This is a genomic window from Vogesella amnigena, assembly GCF_042648905.1.
GTDB classification, from domain to species: Bacteria; Pseudomonadota; Gammaproteobacteria; order Burkholderiales; family Chromobacteriaceae; genus Vogesella; species Vogesella amnigena.
Map to the genome: position 1 here is coordinate 1 of NZ_JBHRYH010000038.1, position 17,092 is coordinate 17,092.

General features: G+C 65.5%; 10 protein-coding genes. 1 reads left to right on the forward strand and 9 read right to left on the reverse strand.

The genetic code is table 11. From position 1 onward, the window contains the following. Positions 1–399 precede the first annotated feature (399 nt). The 7 genes from ACFOKJ_RS12765 to ACFOKJ_RS12795 form a co-directional block, all read right to left on the reverse strand. Positions 400–2,274, reverse strand: a complete 1,875-nt coding sequence (locus ACFOKJ_RS12765) for a potassium transporter Kup (RefSeq protein ID WP_390280172.1) — start codon at positions 2,272–2,274, stop codon at positions 400–402. Between the two features lie 159 nt (positions 2,275–2,433). Beyond that, on the reverse strand, positions 2,434–3,123 hold the full coding sequence (kdpE, locus tag ACFOKJ_RS12770; RefSeq protein ID WP_390280174.1) for a two-component system response regulator KdpE: 690 nt from the start codon (positions 3,121–3,123) through the stop codon (positions 2,434–2,436). After that, entirely contained in the window at positions 3,110–4,621 is a 1,512-nt protein-coding gene (locus ACFOKJ_RS12775) for a DUF4118 domain-containing protein (protein ID WP_390280176.1), read from the reverse strand. Before ACFOKJ_RS12775 ends, kdpE begins: the two co-directional genes overlap by 14 nt. A 113-nt stretch (positions 4,622–4,734) precedes the next feature. Then, positions 4,735–6,081 (reverse strand): HD-GYP domain-containing protein, encoded by a 1,347-nt coding sequence (locus ACFOKJ_RS12780; RefSeq protein WP_390280178.1) that lies wholly within the window; start codon positions 6,079–6,081, stop codon positions 4,735–4,737. Positions 6,082–6,184: 103 nt separating this feature from the next. After that, on the reverse strand, positions 6,185–7,885 hold the full coding sequence (locus tag ACFOKJ_RS12785; RefSeq protein ID WP_390280180.1) for a hypothetical protein: 1,701 nt from the start codon (positions 7,883–7,885) through the stop codon (positions 6,185–6,187). After that, entirely contained in the window at positions 7,882–9,678 is a 1,797-nt protein-coding gene (locus ACFOKJ_RS12790; protein WP_390280182.1) for a hypothetical protein, read from the reverse strand. The genes ACFOKJ_RS12785 and ACFOKJ_RS12790 overlap by 4 nt, the downstream gene beginning before the upstream one ends. A 142-nt stretch (positions 9,679–9,820) precedes the next feature. Next, a complete protein-coding gene (locus ACFOKJ_RS12795; protein WP_390280184.1) occupies positions 9,821–11,773 on the reverse strand; it encodes an autotransporter family protein in 1,953 nt (650 codons plus the stop codon). A 217-nt stretch (positions 11,774–11,990) separates the two neighbouring features. Between ACFOKJ_RS12795 and ACFOKJ_RS12800 the strand changes: the two genes are divergently transcribed. Beyond that, positions 11,991–12,599 carry a TIGR02466 family protein gene (locus ACFOKJ_RS12800; RefSeq protein WP_390280186.1) on the forward strand — a complete coding sequence of 203 codons (609 nt, stop codon included), beginning with the start codon at positions 11,991–11,993 and terminating at the stop codon, positions 12,597–12,599. A gap of 14 nt (positions 12,600–12,613) precedes the next feature. On the opposite strand, the gene ACFOKJ_RS12805 is transcribed toward ACFOKJ_RS12800, so the two are convergent. Continuing rightward, positions 12,614–15,889, reverse strand: a complete 3,276-nt coding sequence (locus ACFOKJ_RS12805; protein ID WP_390280188.1) for a transglycosylase domain-containing protein — start codon at positions 15,887–15,889, stop codon at positions 12,614–12,616. Positions 15,890–16,619: 730 nt separating this feature from the next. Further along, positions 16,620–17,092: DUF3800 domain-containing protein (locus ACFOKJ_RS12810; protein ID WP_390280190.1), on the reverse strand; the 473-nt coding region annotated here is incomplete at its 5' end.

The following is a 17,092-nucleotide window of genomic DNA, read 5'->3' on the forward strand; positions in this document are numbered from 1 at the left end:
AGTCTGTCCGCTGACACGGCAGATAGCCCGGATCGTCCCTCCACCTCGGCGCCCTTATCCGCTACTTCATAAGTGCGCAGACAGAACATACAAGCCCGGATAAGCGCAGCGCATCCGGGGATGTAGCAAGCAGCGTTGGCCGCAAGCCCCGGATGCGCCGTTGGCTTATCCGGGCTACAGGACTCACCATGCAAAACGCCCACCTTGCGGTGGGCGTTGCGTTTACGGCCAACTGGCTGCCTACAACGCCAACTGCGAGCCCAGCTCCACCACCCGGTTCGGCGGCATAACCGTAGCCCGGATAAGCGCAGCGCATCCGGGGATGTGGCAAGCAGCGTTGGCCGCAAGCCCCGGATGCGCCGTTGGCTTATCCGGGTTACCGGACTCACCTTCAGCTGCCTACAGCGCCAGCTGCGAGCCCAGCTCCACCACCCGGTTCGGCGGCAGCTTGAAGTAGGACGACGCCGAACCAGCATTGCGGAACATGGCCAGGAACAGCTTCTCGCGCCAGGTACTCATCACGCCGGCACCCACTTTCGGAATCAGCGTTTCGCGGCCCAGGAAGAACGAGGTGTCCATCATTTCCAGTTCCAGCCCCTGCACGGCGCAGGCCTGCAGTGCCGCCGGCACGTCCGGCTCGTCCATGAAGCCGAACACCACTTCCACGCGGTAGAACGCTTCGCCCAGGTCCGCCACCTTCACCCGCGCGTCCGGCGCGATATGCGGAATATCGGCGCTGTCCACGGTGAGGATCACCACCCGCTCGTGCAGGCTCTTGTAATGTTTCATGCTGTGCAACAGCGCATGCGGCGTGCTGTTGGCGTCCGAGGTCATGAAGATGGCAGTGCCCTGCACCCGTGGCACCGCCGGCGCCATCAGCTCCACGAACTGCTGCAGCGGCATGCCTTCCGCCGCCAGTTTATCGTGCACCAGCTGGCGGCCACGCTTCCAGGTGGTCATTACCGTAAAGATCAGCAGGCCCATGGCCAGCGGGAACCAGCCGCCATCCAGCAGCTTGAAGGCATTGGCGCCAAAGTAGGCGATGTCCACCAGCAGCAGGCCCCCCAGGATCAGCGCGCACTTGAGCGGGCTCCACTGCCATTGCCGCCTTGCCACGATGAAGGTGAGCGTGGTGGTGATCACCATGGTGCCGGTTACCGCGATGCCGTAGGCGGCGGCCAGCTTGCCGGAGGAGCCAAAGCCCACCACCAGCGCCGCCACCGCAACCAGCAGCGCCCAGTTCACCGCCGGCAGGTAGATCTGGCCGATTTCCTTGCTGGAGGTGTGCAGCACTTCCATGCGCGGCACGTAGCCCAGCTGCACTGCCTGGCGGGTAATCGAGTAGGCACCGGAAATCACCGCCTGCGAGGCGATGACGGTGGCCAGCGTGGCCAGCGCCACCATCGGCAGCAGCGCCCAGCCCGGCGCCAGCAGGTAGAACGGGTTGGCAATGGCCTGCGGGTCGCGCAGTAGCAGCGCGCCCTGGCCAAAGTAGTTCAGCACCAGCGCCGGCAGTACCAGGCCGAACCAGGCCAGCTGGATCGGGCGGCGGCCAAAGTGGCCCATGTCGGCATACAGCGCCTCGCCCCCGGTCAGCGCCAGTACCGCGCCGCCCAGCGACAGAAAACCCAGCACCGGGTTGGCCGCAAAGAACGCCACCGCATACAGCGGGTTGATGGCCGCCAGCACCGCCGGGTTATGCATGATCTCGCTTACGCCCAGCATGGCCAGCACGGCGAACCACAGCACCATTACCGGGCCGAACAGCGCGCCCACCTTGCCGGTGCCGTGCTTCTGCATCAGGAACAGCAGCACCAGCACCAGCAGCGATAGCGGCAGGATGTAGCGGTTGAGCGTGGGCGTGACGATGCCCAGCCCCTCCACCGCCGACAGCACCGAAATCGCCGGCGTGATGATGCTGTCGCCGTAGAACAGCGCGGCGCCGAACAGCCCCAGCAGCATCAGCAGCGCCCCCTGGCGGCGGCTCATGGCGTGGTGCAGCACCAGCGCCATCAAGGCCATGATGCCGCCCTCGCCCTTGTTGTCGGCGCGCATGATGATGCTGACGTACTTGCAGGCCACCACCACCAGCAGCGACCACAACACCAGCGACAGGATGCCGAGGATGTTGCCGTGGTTCAGCGGCACCGGATGGGTGCCGGCAAAGATTTCTTTCATGGTGTACAGCGGGCTGGTGCCGATATCGCCGTACACCACCCCCAGCGCGGCCAGCGAGAGCGTGGCCAGGCGGCCGGATTGGTGTGTGGAACTCATGATCTAGTCCTCGGCACCGCGAAAAACTCCCGCTTTCGTTGCGATACTGCGTTGCTCACGATTGTGTCTCCTTACATATCAAACATATGCGGCGTCGACATTTTTCGTTCGCGCCTTGTCTCGCTTAGAAAGCCGGGTTTTCGAGGCACCTCATGTGATTCAGTAATCGAAGCGGTAGCCCACCCCGGACAGGGTGATGAAATGCACCGGCTGCGCCGGGTCCTGCTCCAGCTTCTGCCGCAGCCGGCTCATGTAGATGCGCAGGTAATGACTGTTGTCGGCATGGCCCGGCCCCCACACCGCCTGCATCAGCATGCGGTGGGTCAGCGCCTTGCCGGCGTCGCGCAGCAGCGCGCACAGCAGCTGGTACTCCACCGGGGTGAGGTGTACCGGCTCGCCGGCACGTGTCACCTCGCGCCGCGCCAGATCCACCTGCACCTCGCCAAAGCGGATCAGCGGCGTGGCCTCCTGCTGGCGGGCGTGGCGGCGCCGCAGCGCCCGCACCCGCGCCAGCAGTTCGCCCACGCCGAACGGCTTGGTGAGGTAGTCGTCGGCGCCGGCATCCAGCGCCGCGATCTTGTCGGCTTCGTCGCTGCGCGCCGATAGCACCAGCACCGGTGACGCCGACCAGTGGCGAAAATCGCGGATCAGCGCCACGCCATCGATATCCGGCAGGCCCAGGTCCACGATCAGCAACTCCGGCTGGCGGCTGGCGGCTTCCAGCAGCCCGCGTTGGCCGCAATCGGCCTCGAACACCCGCCAGCCCTGCTCTTCCAGCGTGCCGCGCACAAAGCGGCGGATATGCGGCTCGTCTTCTATCAACAAAATGCCGGCATCAGGCACGGTCATGGTCGTCCTCCGTGATGATCTGTGGCGGCGTGCCCAGCGGCAGCCGCAGCACGGCGCAGGTGCCCTGCGGCGGCGCGCTTTCCAGGCTCAGGCTGCCGCCGTGCGCTTCGGCAATCGCTTTGCTGATGCCCAGCCCCAGGCCCACGCCGGGGGTGCTGGATTCCGCCTCGCCGCGCTCGAACAATGCAAACAGCCGCTCCACCTGGCCGGGGGCAATGCCCGGCCCCTGGTCCACTACCGCCAGGCAGCCCTGCCCGTCCGCCACATAGGTGCGCACGGTGATACGGCTGCCGGCCGGCGCGTACTTGGCGGCGTTTTCCAAGAGATTGCACAGCACCCGCTCCAGCAGCACCGCGTCAAAGCGCAGCAGCGGCATGTCCGGCGCCAGCTCCAGCCGCAGCGTGTGCGCCGCCAGCGCCGGCTTCATCAGCTGCAGGCTGGTGGCCACCACGTCTTCCAGCAGCTGCCATTCCAGCCGCAACTGCAGCTTGCCGGCCTGCAGCCGGGCCATGTCCAGCAGATTGCTCATCAGCCGGTGCATGGCGCCGGCCTGATCGCGGATCAGCCGCGCACTCTCCTGCGCCGCCGGCGGCAGCGGGCTGGCAGCCAGCGCATCGGCCATGCCCAGCAGCGCGGCAAGCGGGGTGCGCAGGTCGTGCGACAGCGCCGACAGGATGGAGCTGCGCAGCTTTTCGTCGTTGATCTCGATTTCGGTGCGTTGTGCCACTTCCACGTAGTGCAGCCGTTCCACCGCGATGGCCAGCAGCGAAGCCAGGGTCTCGAACAGTGCCTGCCGCTGCGGCAGCTCCACCCCAGCCGCCGCCGGATACACCGCCAGCACCCCGCGCAGGCCCATCGGCGCCTGCAGCGGCAGGTACAGCGGCACCGGCCCAGCCTCGGCATCGCCCAGCACCGGCTGCTGGCGGTCGATGCACATCTGCAGCAGGTGGCGCTCCACCAGCTCCAGCGGGTACTGCGCCAGCCCGGCGGTATCGCGCAGCCAGAAACAGCGCACGCTGCAGCGCTGGTGCGCGGCATAGGTGGCTACCGCCTCTTCTACCTGCGGCAGGGTGCTGGCGCCGGTCAGGGTGCGCGCCAGCTCGTACAGCTCGCGGGTTTCGTGCTCGTGCTGGCGCACGCGGCGGCTTTCATCGCGCAGGCTGGTGGTGAGCTGGGTGGTCAGCAGGCCCACCGCCAGCATCACCGCGAAGGTAATCAGGTACACGCCATCGCTGACGGCAAAGGTGAAATGCGGCGGCACCAGGAAGAAATCGAACAGCGCCACGCCGAGAAAGGCGGCGAACACCGCCGGGCCGCGCCCCAGCTTCAGCGCCACCAGGAACACCACCAGCAGGAACAGCATCACCGCATTGGCGAGCTCCAGGGTGTCGCGGAACGGCGCGGTGAGCGCGGTAACCAGCAGGCACAGCAGCAGCACCAGGCCGTAACGCGGCCATGGCGAGTGCGAGTGGGCTGGTATGGCTTGCGGCGTGATCATGTCGACATCTCCCTGTCCATGCCGTCACGATAGTGCCGCTGCTGCAAATATGTTGTAGAGAGTTGTTCCCGCCGCGTAAATGGCGCGTAAACAGCGCGCCGCGCAGGCTGGCCTCAGCCCAGCTCGCCCTCCTGGCGCAGCACGCTTTCCAGCGCGGCAAAGCAGTGCGGGTCGATGGCAGAGCCCAGGTGGGCGCGCATGATGTCCAGCGTCTTGTCCACCGGCGTGGCCGGGTGGTATGGGCGCTCGGCATTGATGGCGTCGAAGATGTCGGCGGTGGTGATGATGCGGGTTTCCAGCACGATCTGCTCCGCGCGCAGGCCGCGCGGGTAGCCGCTGCCGTCCAGCTTTTCGTGGTGCGCGCCGGCCACCTGTGCCAGCTCGGCAAACTGCGCGATACGGCGCAGGATGTCCTCGGTGTAGCCGGCATGGCGCTGCACCGCAGCCCACTCGTCGCCATCCAGCCGCCCCGGTTTGTCGAGGATGGTATTGCTCACCCCCAGCTTGCCCACGTCGTGCAGCAGCGCGCCGCGCTTCAGCCAGCGCCGGCGCACCGCATCCATGCCCAGTTCGGCGGCGATGCGCTCGGCGTAATGCCCCACGCGCTGGCTGTGGCCGGCGGTGAACGGGCTCTTGGAATCCACTACCTGGCCAAAGCCCTCGGCGATTTCGTCCAGGTAGTCCTCGTCCAGCGGCACCATGCAGCGGGCCGGCTCCAGCGCCAGCACCGCCGTGTCGATATCGTCGGCCTCCAGTTGCCGCCAGAACGGCTCGTTATCCTGCAGACTTTGCACCACCCGTACCAGCGCCGGGTCGAACCAGCCGCCGGCGCGCGCCGCCACTTCGGCCAGCGCCGCCTGGCGGCCATGGGTGATGTGGAATACGTCCAGCACCTGCGACAGCAGCGCGATGCGGGCATTCAGCGGAATCGCCTCGCCCTGCAGCCCCAGCGGCCGGCCGGAGCCATCCCAGTGCTCGTCCAGCGACTGGATGCCGCGCGCCACCGGCTCATTGAAACGCAGCTGGCGCGCAATATCGGCGCCACGGTGGCAGCGAGTGTTGATCAGCTCGTCGGCCATCTCCTTGCCGTGACGCAGCACATTGAGGATGGATTTCACCCGTTGCGGCCAACCTCCGGCGTGGGTGCCGGTGTTGCTGAACACGAAGCCCAGCATCTGCGGCAGGCTGGCGCCCACCAACTTGAAGTCCTGCTTGAACTGGCGATCGTCGGTGAGATACAGCTCGCAGATGCGCGAGGCATTGCTGCTGCAGCCCAGGTCTTTCAGCAGGATGGCGTAGTACAGCTCCCACAGCTGCTGCTCGCCCAGCCCGATGGCGGCGCCGATGTGCATGCCTATCCAGCAGCTGCGAATGCAATGCCCCTCCGGCTGCCCCTCGGTGATATCCAGCGCGTAGCTGAGCGAGCTGATGAGTTCCGACAGTTTCAGGCTGGTGGACATGGAGACTCCGCAAGAGCGAGACAAGGTTGGCCGCAATATGCGGCAAAAACTGCAGCGGCAACAGCGGCCAACATCATTTCAAGCAAATGTCATTGCGCGGTCACTAGCCGCAGAACTGCACGCGGTCGGCCTTATCCGCCGGCCACTCGGCCTGCGGCCATTGTTCGGCACTGATCACCACCAGCAAACCGGCCACCTCGCGCCGGCACAGCAGCGCAGCGCAACGCTGGTACAAGGTTGCACAGGCCAGCGGCAGCGGGCTGCCGTCCGGCGCTTCGGCATGCTCCTCAGTAGCCAAGTGGCAGGCGGTGCCCTGCGCGGCCAGCTCGCTGCGGCGCTGCCGTGCTGCGGCCAACGCTACGTCGCCGCCGACGAAGATTTCCAGCGGCATGCGCCCCTGTTGCGGCCACAGCAGGCTCATCAGGCGCGGCATACTCAGCCGCGAACTCAGGCTGGCGCCCAGCGCCGGTGCAGCGTTTACCTCGTTGACGATGGCGCCGTTCTGCCACCACGGCTGACTGATATCGCTGCTGATCATGTCCACTCCGGCCAGCTCCAGGCCGAACAGCGCGGCGGCGCGCAGCGCCAGCTGGCGGTTGTCCGGGTGGATGCTCGCGCCCATGTCCACGTCGCGGCCGCCATCGGCGCTGGATTCGATACGCCGCAACTCCAGCCACTGCCCGGCCGCCGGCACACTGTCCAGCCGCATGCCCTGCTCGGCCAGCCGCTGCCGGCTGGCATCGTCGGCGCGCAGCGGCGGCGCGCGCCGCCACGGCGGCAACTGCAGCTCGCGCAGCTTGGCCGCATGGATAAGCTCCGCCACGCTATGCACGCCATCGCCGCACACCGCCACCGGCAGGCGCTGCACCACGTAGATCACCTCGCCGCACACCACCAGGATGCGGTGGCACACGCCCGGTGCCTGCTGCTCCAGCAGCACCGGCCAGCCGTACTGGCTGGCGTGCGCCACGGCCTGCTGCAAGGCCTGCGGATTGTCGATGCCGGTACTGACGCCCTCGCCACGGTCGCGGTTGTGCGGCTTCACCACCAGCGGCCAGCCCAGCTGGAGTGCCGCCGCCTCAGCCTGCGCCGCGTTGTGCACGGCCAGCTGGCTGGCAGTGGGCAGCCCGGCCTGCTGCAACAGCCGGCAGGCCTGCTGCTTGTGCGCAGCGGCGCGGATGCCGATGGGCGAATCGCCATCCGAGCGGCTGGTGAAGAATTCGCGCCCCTGACTGCCCCAGCCCAGGCGGAACATGGCATTGCCCTCGTGCCGCCACGGGATGCCGGCCGCCGTGGCGGCATCCAGCAGCGCCAGCATCGATGGTGCGGCAATGGCGTGTGGCAACAACTCCGGCAGCAGCTGACCGAGTTGCTGGTAGAAGGCCGGCAAGACATCGCCACCAGGCTGACGGCGCAGAATCGCCTGCAGCCAGTGCAGGCAGCACTGCAGCGCCTGCAGCAGCGGCGCGGTATCCAGCAGCTGCGGCCATACCAGGCCCAGCTCCAGCTGCCAGCCATCGGCGCCGGGCTGGCAAGCCGCCAACCGCCCCGCTGCCGGCAAGGGGATACCGGCGCCGTGCAGCAGGCCGGCACTGGCCTGCAACAGCGCACTGCCCAGCCGCTGCATGGCGGCAAGCTCGTCTGCCGGCTGGGTGGTGGCCAAGGAGGCAGCCGGCAGCCATGCGGCCAACCATTGTGCTGCCGCCGGCCAATCGGCATCCGGCGGTAACGGCGCCAGAACCACGTTCAATAGCTGCTCCGGCTGGCGCAGCGGCACCGCGTGATGGATGCTCATCGTGCTCATATCGCGCCCTCCCCGGCTGGCAGGTACTGGCGCAGCAAGCTCAGCAGCGGCTGCCATGCGAGAGCCTCCGCTTGCAGCGCATGCAGCCGGCTGATGCGGTCCACCGGCACGCCTTGCTGCAGCCAGGCATCGTCGCTCAGCCCCACCAACAGCGCGTCCGGTGCGGGCTCGGCCAGCAGCGCCTGCACCCGCGTGAACATGTCGCTGCAGGCCTGTGGCCAGGCTTTGCCCTGCGCGTCCCAGGCGCCATCCGCGGTGCAGATGAACGCCGCTACGCCCTGTGCGGCCAACTCGGCCTGGCGCTGGCGCAGTGCCGGCAAGGGCTGCTCGCCCACGAATACTTCCAGCGCAATGCGCGCCTGCTGCGGCCACAGCGCCTGCACCATGGCCGGCAGATGGCGGCGATACAGCATGCTGGAGCCAAGCTGCGGCGCGTGGTTCACTTCCAGCACTACCGCGCCATTGGCATGCCACGGCTGGCGGATGTCGGGCGACAGGATATCCACCCCGGCCTGCAGCAAGCCCAGCCGGCTGGCGGCCTGCTCGGCCAGCAGCAGGTTGTCCGGATGCGCATCGGCGCTGACATCCTGCTCCCAGGCGCCGTGGCGGTTGTCGGCCAGCCGGCGCAGGTACAGCACGTGGCCGGCCGGTGGCACGCTGTGCCAGTGCCAGCCCTGTGCGGCCAGGCAGGCGGCGGCCTCGGCATCGGCCGGCAGCGGCGGCAGCCGTTGCCACAGCACGGTGGTGGCACGACGGGCGTTTTCCTGCGCCAGGCAATGGGCAATGTCGTGTACGCCATCGACCAGCAGCGCCGCCCCCTGCCGGCGGATGACGAACATCGCCCGGCCGGCCACGATCTGCACGTGATGGCAATCTCCGGGCAGCATGGTCTCAAGCACCACCTCCGGCGACAGCGCCACGGCGCGGGCAAAGGCTGCCTGTAGCGCCTCGCTGCTGGCCACGTTCAGGCTGATGCCATCGCCCTCGCAACTGGCCGGCTTGACCGCCACCATGCCGCCCAGCGCCTGCCAGGCAGCCTCGGCCTCGGCCTGGCTGCGCACCAGCTGCTGCGGCGGCACCGGCAGGCCGGCCTGCTGCAGCCAGCGCTGGCTTACCGCCTTGTGGCTGCTGACCTGGATGCCGCTCATCGCCTCGCCATCTACGCCGCCGTGTTGCAGGTGGCCGCGCCGCGCCCCCCAGCCCAGCCGGTATGCCCCCTCCCCCAGCCACAGCCACGGCACGCCGGCCTGGTGGGCGGCCTGCAGCAAGGCAAAGCTGCCATCGTCGGTGGCCATGGCGCGGCAGATCGGGCCGATCACGCTGGCTTCCAGCTGCCGCTGCAGCGCCTGGTGGTCGGCAAAGTGCCCGGGGTTGGCCGCATAGCCGCCCAGCACAATGGCCGCCGCCTGGTAGCAGCGCAGAAAATACTCGTCAGCTGCACCCGGCACCCACGGTACGCGCAGCGCCAGCTGCCAGCCATCCGCCAAGGGTGTCAGCTCTTGCAGCTCGCCGTGGCTGAACACCGGCACGCGGGCAAAGCGCAGCAACTGTGCGGCCAACAGCAGCACGCGCTCGCCCCAGGCGGCGGCCTGACTGGCGGCATCGCTGGCGGGCGGCTCCGCCGGCAGACCAGTGGGCAGGCCAAAACAGTCTTGCAGCCAGGCATCCAGCAGCGGCCAGTCCACCCCGGCGGGTAGCGGGCCGCTGCGCAGCTGCAGCAGTTGCCAGGGCTGGCGCCACTGCGGGTGGAAGCCGGCATGCGGCGGCTGGGTTCGCTGGATGTGATAGGACATGGCTGCTCGGGCAGGGAAGCATGGCGCTGGCAATGCCGGCCATGTAAAAGGTAAACAAGCCCGTCCCGCCAGGGAAGGGCTTGCTCTGCTTGCAGGCATGAGACACCGCACTGCCGCTAGGCAAGCGCAGTGTCTGCTGCGCTTAGAACGGCCAGCGCACTTTCACCGATACCGTCTGCTGCAGGAAATCAGCCTTGTAGGCAGCATCGTAACGGCCGGTAACTTCCATACCGCTGGCGGTCTTGTGCGTCAGCCCCAGGCCGGCGCGCAGCTGCCACGGGCTGGGGTCGGCACCGTAGGTAACAAAGGTTGCGGTAGGCGCACCGGCAAACGCCGACATCACGCTGCCACGCTCGCTCAGCGCGTCGTAACCCACGCCCAGGTTGGCTTGCAGTTGCAGGCCGCTGCGCAGGGTGGTGGTGTACTTGCCTTCCACTGCCAGCACCAGCGCATCGCTGGTACGGCCCTGTACCTGCAGGTTCAGCGCACCGGCGCCGGTTTCGCTGTAGGCCTCGTCCTTCACCCAGGAGTAATCGGCACGCACACCGGCGGTAAAGTTGCTTTGCTCGCCCAGCGGGTAATTGCGGGCATAGCCGATGCCGGCATGTGCGGTGAGGCTGTCGTAATCGGCGCTGGCAGTCTGCGACATGAAGGCGATCTGGCGCTGGCCCTGGTTGCGCGCCTGGCCAACGTCCAGCTGCACGCTGAGGTTGCTGCGCTCGTCCAGGCTGTAGCTGCCGTAGCCGATCAGCTGGTACACGTCGATCTGGCTGCCCTGCGGTGCCACGCTGGAATTGCCATCGATATCCACGTTGGCGTAGGCCATGCCCAGGCCCAGGCGCACTTTCGGCGACAGGGCGCCATCGGCACCCAGTGTCAGGCCATAGCTGCGTGCCTCGTAGCCGCTGATGCCATCGCGGTCATCCTGGCGGGCCAGCGAGCCGAACGGCTTCACCCATACGTAGTTGTCGCTCAGCACGGCATCGCCGGTGGACAGACCGCTGCTGCCCTCGATGCGCGCCTGCACGATCTGGCTCACGCTGGACAGCGCATCCATGGTGGCGTTGGCCGCAGCGCCGTTGTTCAGCGGCAGGGTCTGCGATACGGCATTGGACACTTCCGCGGTGGTGCCGAGCTGGTTCAGCTGGTCAACCACATCCTGCAGCCCGCTAGCGCCGGAATCGAACACCTGCGCGGCGCCCACGCCGGGGAAGTTGCTGTTGTCGCGCGCGGCCTGTTCTACCGAGGAGGCGCGTACTGCATCGATATACAGCCAGTTGGAGACAGTACGCGAGGTGAAGTCGAACAGCGCACTGTTGTCGGTGATGTGGTCGTAGCTACCGGTAAAGCTGCCGCTGCTGCGCACCACGGCAAACGAATTGCCGGCGGCCAGGCCGCTATTGGCTTTCACATCCACATCCAGCGTGCTGTCGCTATCAATCACCACGTTAGCCGCGGTCAGGTAGCTGTAGTCCGTCTCGCCGCTGGTAGACACGATGGCCACGCGCAGGGTGGAGCCGGATTCCTGCCAATATTCACCCGTCAGGGTGGCAATGGCACTGCCGCCGGTATTGCGGATATCGCTGCTGTTTACATTGCTCTTCAGGGTGACCACACCACCATCCTGATTGCGCAGGTCGGTAGCCATGATGTTGCCAACCAGCTGACCGCTGTTGTAGATGTTGACTTCCTGACCGGTAAGGCCGTTGGCACGGTTTACCGCGTAGCTCTGGCCGATGATGGTGCCGCTGTTGCTGATCTGGGTGTTGTATGTAACAGACGTATCATCTACATAGATGGCGGTGGTACTGCCGGCAATACTGCCACCCGCAGCCACTTGTACCGAGGTCGAGTTCTCGTTGGAGGAATCAATCGTCAGCGCAACGCCAGTCACATCCAGGTCGCCGGTGGAAGTCACGGTGAACGGGCAGCTGCTACCCCAGGTTTTGGCAACGGAATCATTCGCCGTCACGTTGTTCGGGCATGGCGCTGCTTGTGCAGCAGTAGCCGCCAGCAGCAGGCACGCCGCCGCTGTTGCCTGCACCAGCGGTTTACGCTTGGCGGAAAAATGAGAAGTGCGCTGTGCTTGTGTCATTGTTGTACTCTTTCGCATGGAAGTCGCCGTATTTTGATTGCATATTGTTGACTTGAAAATACCAAGCGTACACATTGCCGAAAATTTTCTGTTCCGCACTCGCCAGAATACCCTGCAATCCTTGCCTCAAGCCAAAATCTTTGTCCAAAAACAGAATGACAGCAGATACGAGTACAGTGGATAACACCCTCTAATTAGCAACAGAAACTTAATAATAATGCATACCAACCAGCTGCATCTCAATCACATGGACCTGTTTCCCACCCGGGTGTGGAGCGTAAGCCTGGCGGCGCTGAATCCACATGTCGCGCAGTGGATAAGCATGATCGAAGACTGGCGGCGGCAGACGCCGCAGCCGGAGGGACGCTCCAACCGCATGGGCTGGAACAGTGCGCAGACCCTGCTGCAGCTGCCGGCCATGCAGCCGCTGCAACAGGCGGTGCGGGTGGTGCTGGACCATATCTTTGCCGAGATGGGCCCGCCCCTGCCCCGCTACCAGCTGCATGGCTGGGCCAATGTGCATGATGCCGGCGGCTACAACACCTTCCACAATCATGCCGGTGCGCTGCTCAGTGCCTGCTATTACCTGAAGGTGCCGGCCGGCAGCGGCCCCATCGTGTTCCGCGACCCACGGCCTGGCGCGCTGCTGTCGCCATGGCAGGGCAGCCTGCGGCCCAATGCCGGCAGCGAGATCTCGATACAGCCGGAAGCCGGCCAACTGCTGGTGTTCCCCAACTGGCTGGAACACGGTGTGGAAGCCCATGCCGGCAGTGACAGCCGCATCTCGATTGCCATCAACGCCGTGCCCGAGCTGGGCGGCAGCTAGCCGCCGGGCCAACGTTAACCGCTGGCCGGCGTGGCAGACTGCGGCTGGCTGGCTGCCGGTTTGTCGGCAGGCTTGCTGTCCGGTTTATCCAGCGCCGGCGCGCTAGCGGCCCGATTGCCGTCTTGGCTGCTGCGGGGGCGGCTGGCTGCGGCGGCACTGCTGCTTGCCTTGGCACGCGGCCGGCTGGCGGCTGGTGCACTGGCCTGCGGCCGGGCTGCCAGTGGCGCACTGGCCTGCGGGCTGGCCACGGGCTTGCCAGGGGTTGCCGCGGCCAACGTTGACGGCGTGGCGACCGCCGGCGCAGCATCAAACCGCAAGCGACGCTTGAGCACCGGCGACAGCTCTTTCAGCACCTGTACCGGCAGTGCGCTGGTGAACTTGTAGTCGGCCGCCTGCGGGCCGGCCACATAGGCAATCAGGGTGCCGAAATAGCGGTCGCCGATGTAGAAGGCAAAGGCGCCTGAGCGGCTGACCACACGCTCGGTCAGCAGCGCGCCGCCCTTGGCAAAGGTCTTGTAGCGGTTGTCACCGGTACCGGTCTTGCCACCGATGGCAATATGGCGGCCATCGGCCAGATCGAAGGCGCCGTTCACCCGCCGCGCGGTGCCCTGCTCCACTACTTCCGCCAGCACTTTGCGCACTACCTGCGGCACCTCCGGCGGCAGCACCTGCTCGCCCTGCGAGGCGCGCTGCTGCAGCACGGTCTCATACGGGGTGCCGGCGGCAAAGTGCAGCTTGTCCAGATAGATGGTGGGCAGACGCTTGCCGTCATTCACCAGAATGCCCATCAGCTCGGCCAGCGCCGCCGGCCGATCGGCGGAGGCTCCCAGTGCACTGGCGTAGGACGGCACCATGCTGTCAAACGGGTAGCCCAGCTGCCGCCACTGCTTGAGGATGCGGTCGAAGGCGTCGATCTCGCGCATCTGGCGGATGCGCGAGGCCTGGCCGGCGCTGTTGCGGCTGTTGAACAGCCATTGGTAGACCTCCTGCCGCTGGCGGCTGCTGGCGGCCACCAACTCGCTCCAGCCGGCCTCCGGCTTCTGCTGCAGATAGCCCACCAGCCACAGCTCCAGCGGGTGCACCCCCGCCACATAGCCCTGGTCGGTCAGGCTGAAGCTGCCTGGCGCAAACTGCTGGTACAGGCTCTGCAAGCTGGCCGCATCCGGCTGTTTGCCACGGTACTGCTGGCGGATGAAGGTATCGAATTCGTCCTGCCCGGCCTGCGGATTGACGCTGCGGTAGATGGCCGCCAGCCGCCTGGGGCTGCCGTGCGCCCGCGCCATCAGCAGCTCCAGCCGCTGCTCGCTGCTCTTGTTGCGGTACTTGCTGTAGAAGCCGGCCAGGAAGGTACGCCCCTCCCGGTCGGCAAAGCGCTGCAGGTAGGCCATGCGCTGGCGCGCCTCGTCCTGCGGCGTGCCGCCCGCTGGCTGCGGGTACATGTGGTAGTTCACCACGTCGCGCATCATGCGGACGTAGACCAGGTTCACCGAGCGGCGGGTAGCCTCGCGCACGGTGAGAATGCGGTCGTCGTCGTTCTTGTCGAAATTGTTGAAGCTGTGCAGGCCGCCGCCGGTAAAGAAGCTTTCGCCCGGGCTGGCGGAATACTGGCGCTCCAGAGCCGCCTCCAGCATGGCCGGCAGGGGGCTGCCCGGCTGCTGGCGCAGGTAGTCCAGCGCCCAGCGGCGCAGCACCGGCTCCTTGTCGTACGCCTTCACCTTGGCCAGCGCCGCGCCATCCAGCTTGCCGTAGCGATCGTGCATCTCGCTGATGATCTGCAGATAGCTCACCAGGGTGCGCAACTTGGCGGTGGAACCAAGATCCAGCTTGGCGCCTTCGTTGATGTCGAACGGCTGGTCGAAATTGTCGGCCTGCACCCGTACCTTGTTGCCATCCGGGGTGCGCTCGATCAGGGTAAAGCTGTAGGTCACCCCTTCCGGCGCGCCCTGCTGCAACAGGTTCTGATCCAGCAGCCGGGCCTCGCGCGCATAGGCCGGGTCGCGCAGCTTGCCAAGCAGCGCGGTGACCTCCTGCTGCAGCCGCGAATCCAGCGTGCTGTTGGCGGTGAGGTCGAGACGGTCCAGGTCATACATGCGGCCAACCCCCAGCATGCCGGCCAGCTTGACGCGTACCGCGTTGGCACCCTTCTGCTGCACCGGCGGCAATGCCGCCAGCTTTACCTTGGCACGCTGCTGGCGCAGCGACACCTGCAGCGCCGCATCGCGCAGCTGCGGCGTGATCACGTTGTCGCGCGCCATCAGCCGCAGGTAGGAGTCGGTCATGTCCTGCAGTACCTTCATGTCGCCATTCAGGTAATAGGACGGTGCGCGCTGCGAGATCATCAGGCTCAGCGCTTCCTTGAACACCGTGGCGCGTTCGGCCTGCGATGGCAGCGAGGCGGCATCCAGCACCCGGTTCATGTCGTCGAAGCTGCGGCCATACCAGGCCCACATGCCGTCACCAATACCGGAGACCTCGCCATAGCCGGCGCGGGCTGCCAGCGGCACGGTGTTGAGATAGGCCAGCACCAGCTGCCGGCGCGAGCTCATGGTGTCCTGGCCGTGCAGGTAGGCGCGCACCGACGCCGACAGCATCTGGCGCAGCTTTTCCTTCTCCGAGTCGGTGCGACCGCCGGGAGAGTGGCGGTATTTTTCGATCTGGGTCGCCAGCGTGCTGGCCCCTGGCGTGCGGTAGCCGGAGCTGAGCAGATGCACCGCCTTGTCAGCCAGCGCCTTGCTCAGCCGCTCCCACTCCACCGCCGGGTTGCGCGACGGGGTGGCATCGTCCAGCAGGCTCTTGTTCTCGATATACAGCAGCGCGGAGATCAGCAGCGGCGGCAGCTTGCCGTAGTCGGCATATACCCGCTGCGGGTACTGCGTCTGGTACAGCGACTGGCCAAAGCCGTCGTGTATCTGCAGGCCGCCCTGATCTTTCTCGCGATAAGGCACAAACAGCCCCAGCGGCAGCAAGGGCGAAGTCACGCCGTTGTCGGCCAGATCCAGCATGCCCTGCGACCAGCTGGCCTGGGCCGTGATCTGGTAATGACGGGCAGCCAGGCGCTGCAGATAGCCCGGCATGCCGGCATAACCCAGGCGCTGGTCATATGGCCCGCCCTGCTGGGGAAAGCGTATTGCCTTGCTGGGACCAGGCTGCAAGCGGTAGCGCGCCTGGCCGGCAATATCGGTGAAATAACGCGCCTGCCAGCGCGAACTGCGCATTTCGTCCACCGCCACCACCGCGGCGGCCGCCAGGAGCAGCAGCAGGAAAATGATCAGCAGAGTACGTATGCGCATACCACGTATCTTGTTGTGGCTCAGTTTGAGTTTGGCCTCGGAATTATCCATATCGCTCTCCCCCACCGCCGGGGTCAGAAAACTTTATCCAGTCAACTCAAACCCTTATGTCGCGACAGGCGCTGGCGAATGCCACTCCTCCCGACAGACAGCCTGGCGAGGCATAAGGTCATACCGCCAATTGATGCCAGATTGCTAGAAATTTGCAAGCAAAACCGTTGCGAAGGCAACGGTTTTACTGGCGGTGTTCCCCTCCGTCCGCCACCGCTTCAATAAAAAGCATAGCCGCCGGCAACCGGCTCTGCAGCCACATAGCATGGCCCGGAAAAAAAGAAATCCCCGCTGCGCGGGGACAGCGGGGACAAGGGAGCATGCATCACTTCACACAGTGCTCAGCTCAAGGAAAACCGACCACACTTCACAGTAGTCGAGGCGCCGGCTTTCTCCACCCCACCTGTCCTTCCGGCCACCGCGGCGCGCGCTCAAGACAAAGCCCGGCCATAAAGGCCGGGCTTTGGAAGTACCGACAACTGTAGGTTTGCAGAGAATGTGAAAAACGCGGCCCTTGATTTCAAAGCGTTTTTTCATCGTCGTGCACATGTCGCCGGGAGCAGAATGTGCGGATTTCGCGAAAAAAACCTACAAAATTTGCGATCTTTGTGAAAATTAAGTCGTAAGACAAACAAAATCAATGCCTTACATTGACCCTTGTGATGAGTACTACTTCGGCTCATCTAAATTTCAGACCAGAAAGCGCATTTGTCATGTGCTCAACAGCATTGATACCGCCAACTTCCGTGGTTCCCAATGTTTCTGGCGTTACGTCCTCCGATGGCCAAACGGTTTGGAATACAAAGCGACGAATGCCCGCCGCTTCAAGTGAGTCAGCAAATTCATCGTTCCCCTCTCGGGTTAACCACGAGGCCCAGTACATGGTTGCGCCTGCGATCAGGTCTGCAAGTTGTAGCGCTGGATGATCGACTGAATCTGCGAAGGATATGCCAGTTGCTTTCAGAGGGAATTCAAAGCTACGCCTATCGTAGCCGATGATCGCCGATTCGATTGCGGGATCCATCATGGATTCGAGAGTATCCTTCTCTCGACGTCCCCCCGGTATTGAGTAGCACGTGACTTTAGAGTCCAATCCACCATGACACGGAGATTGGACATGAAGAAACGTTTCACAGAAGAACAGATCATCGG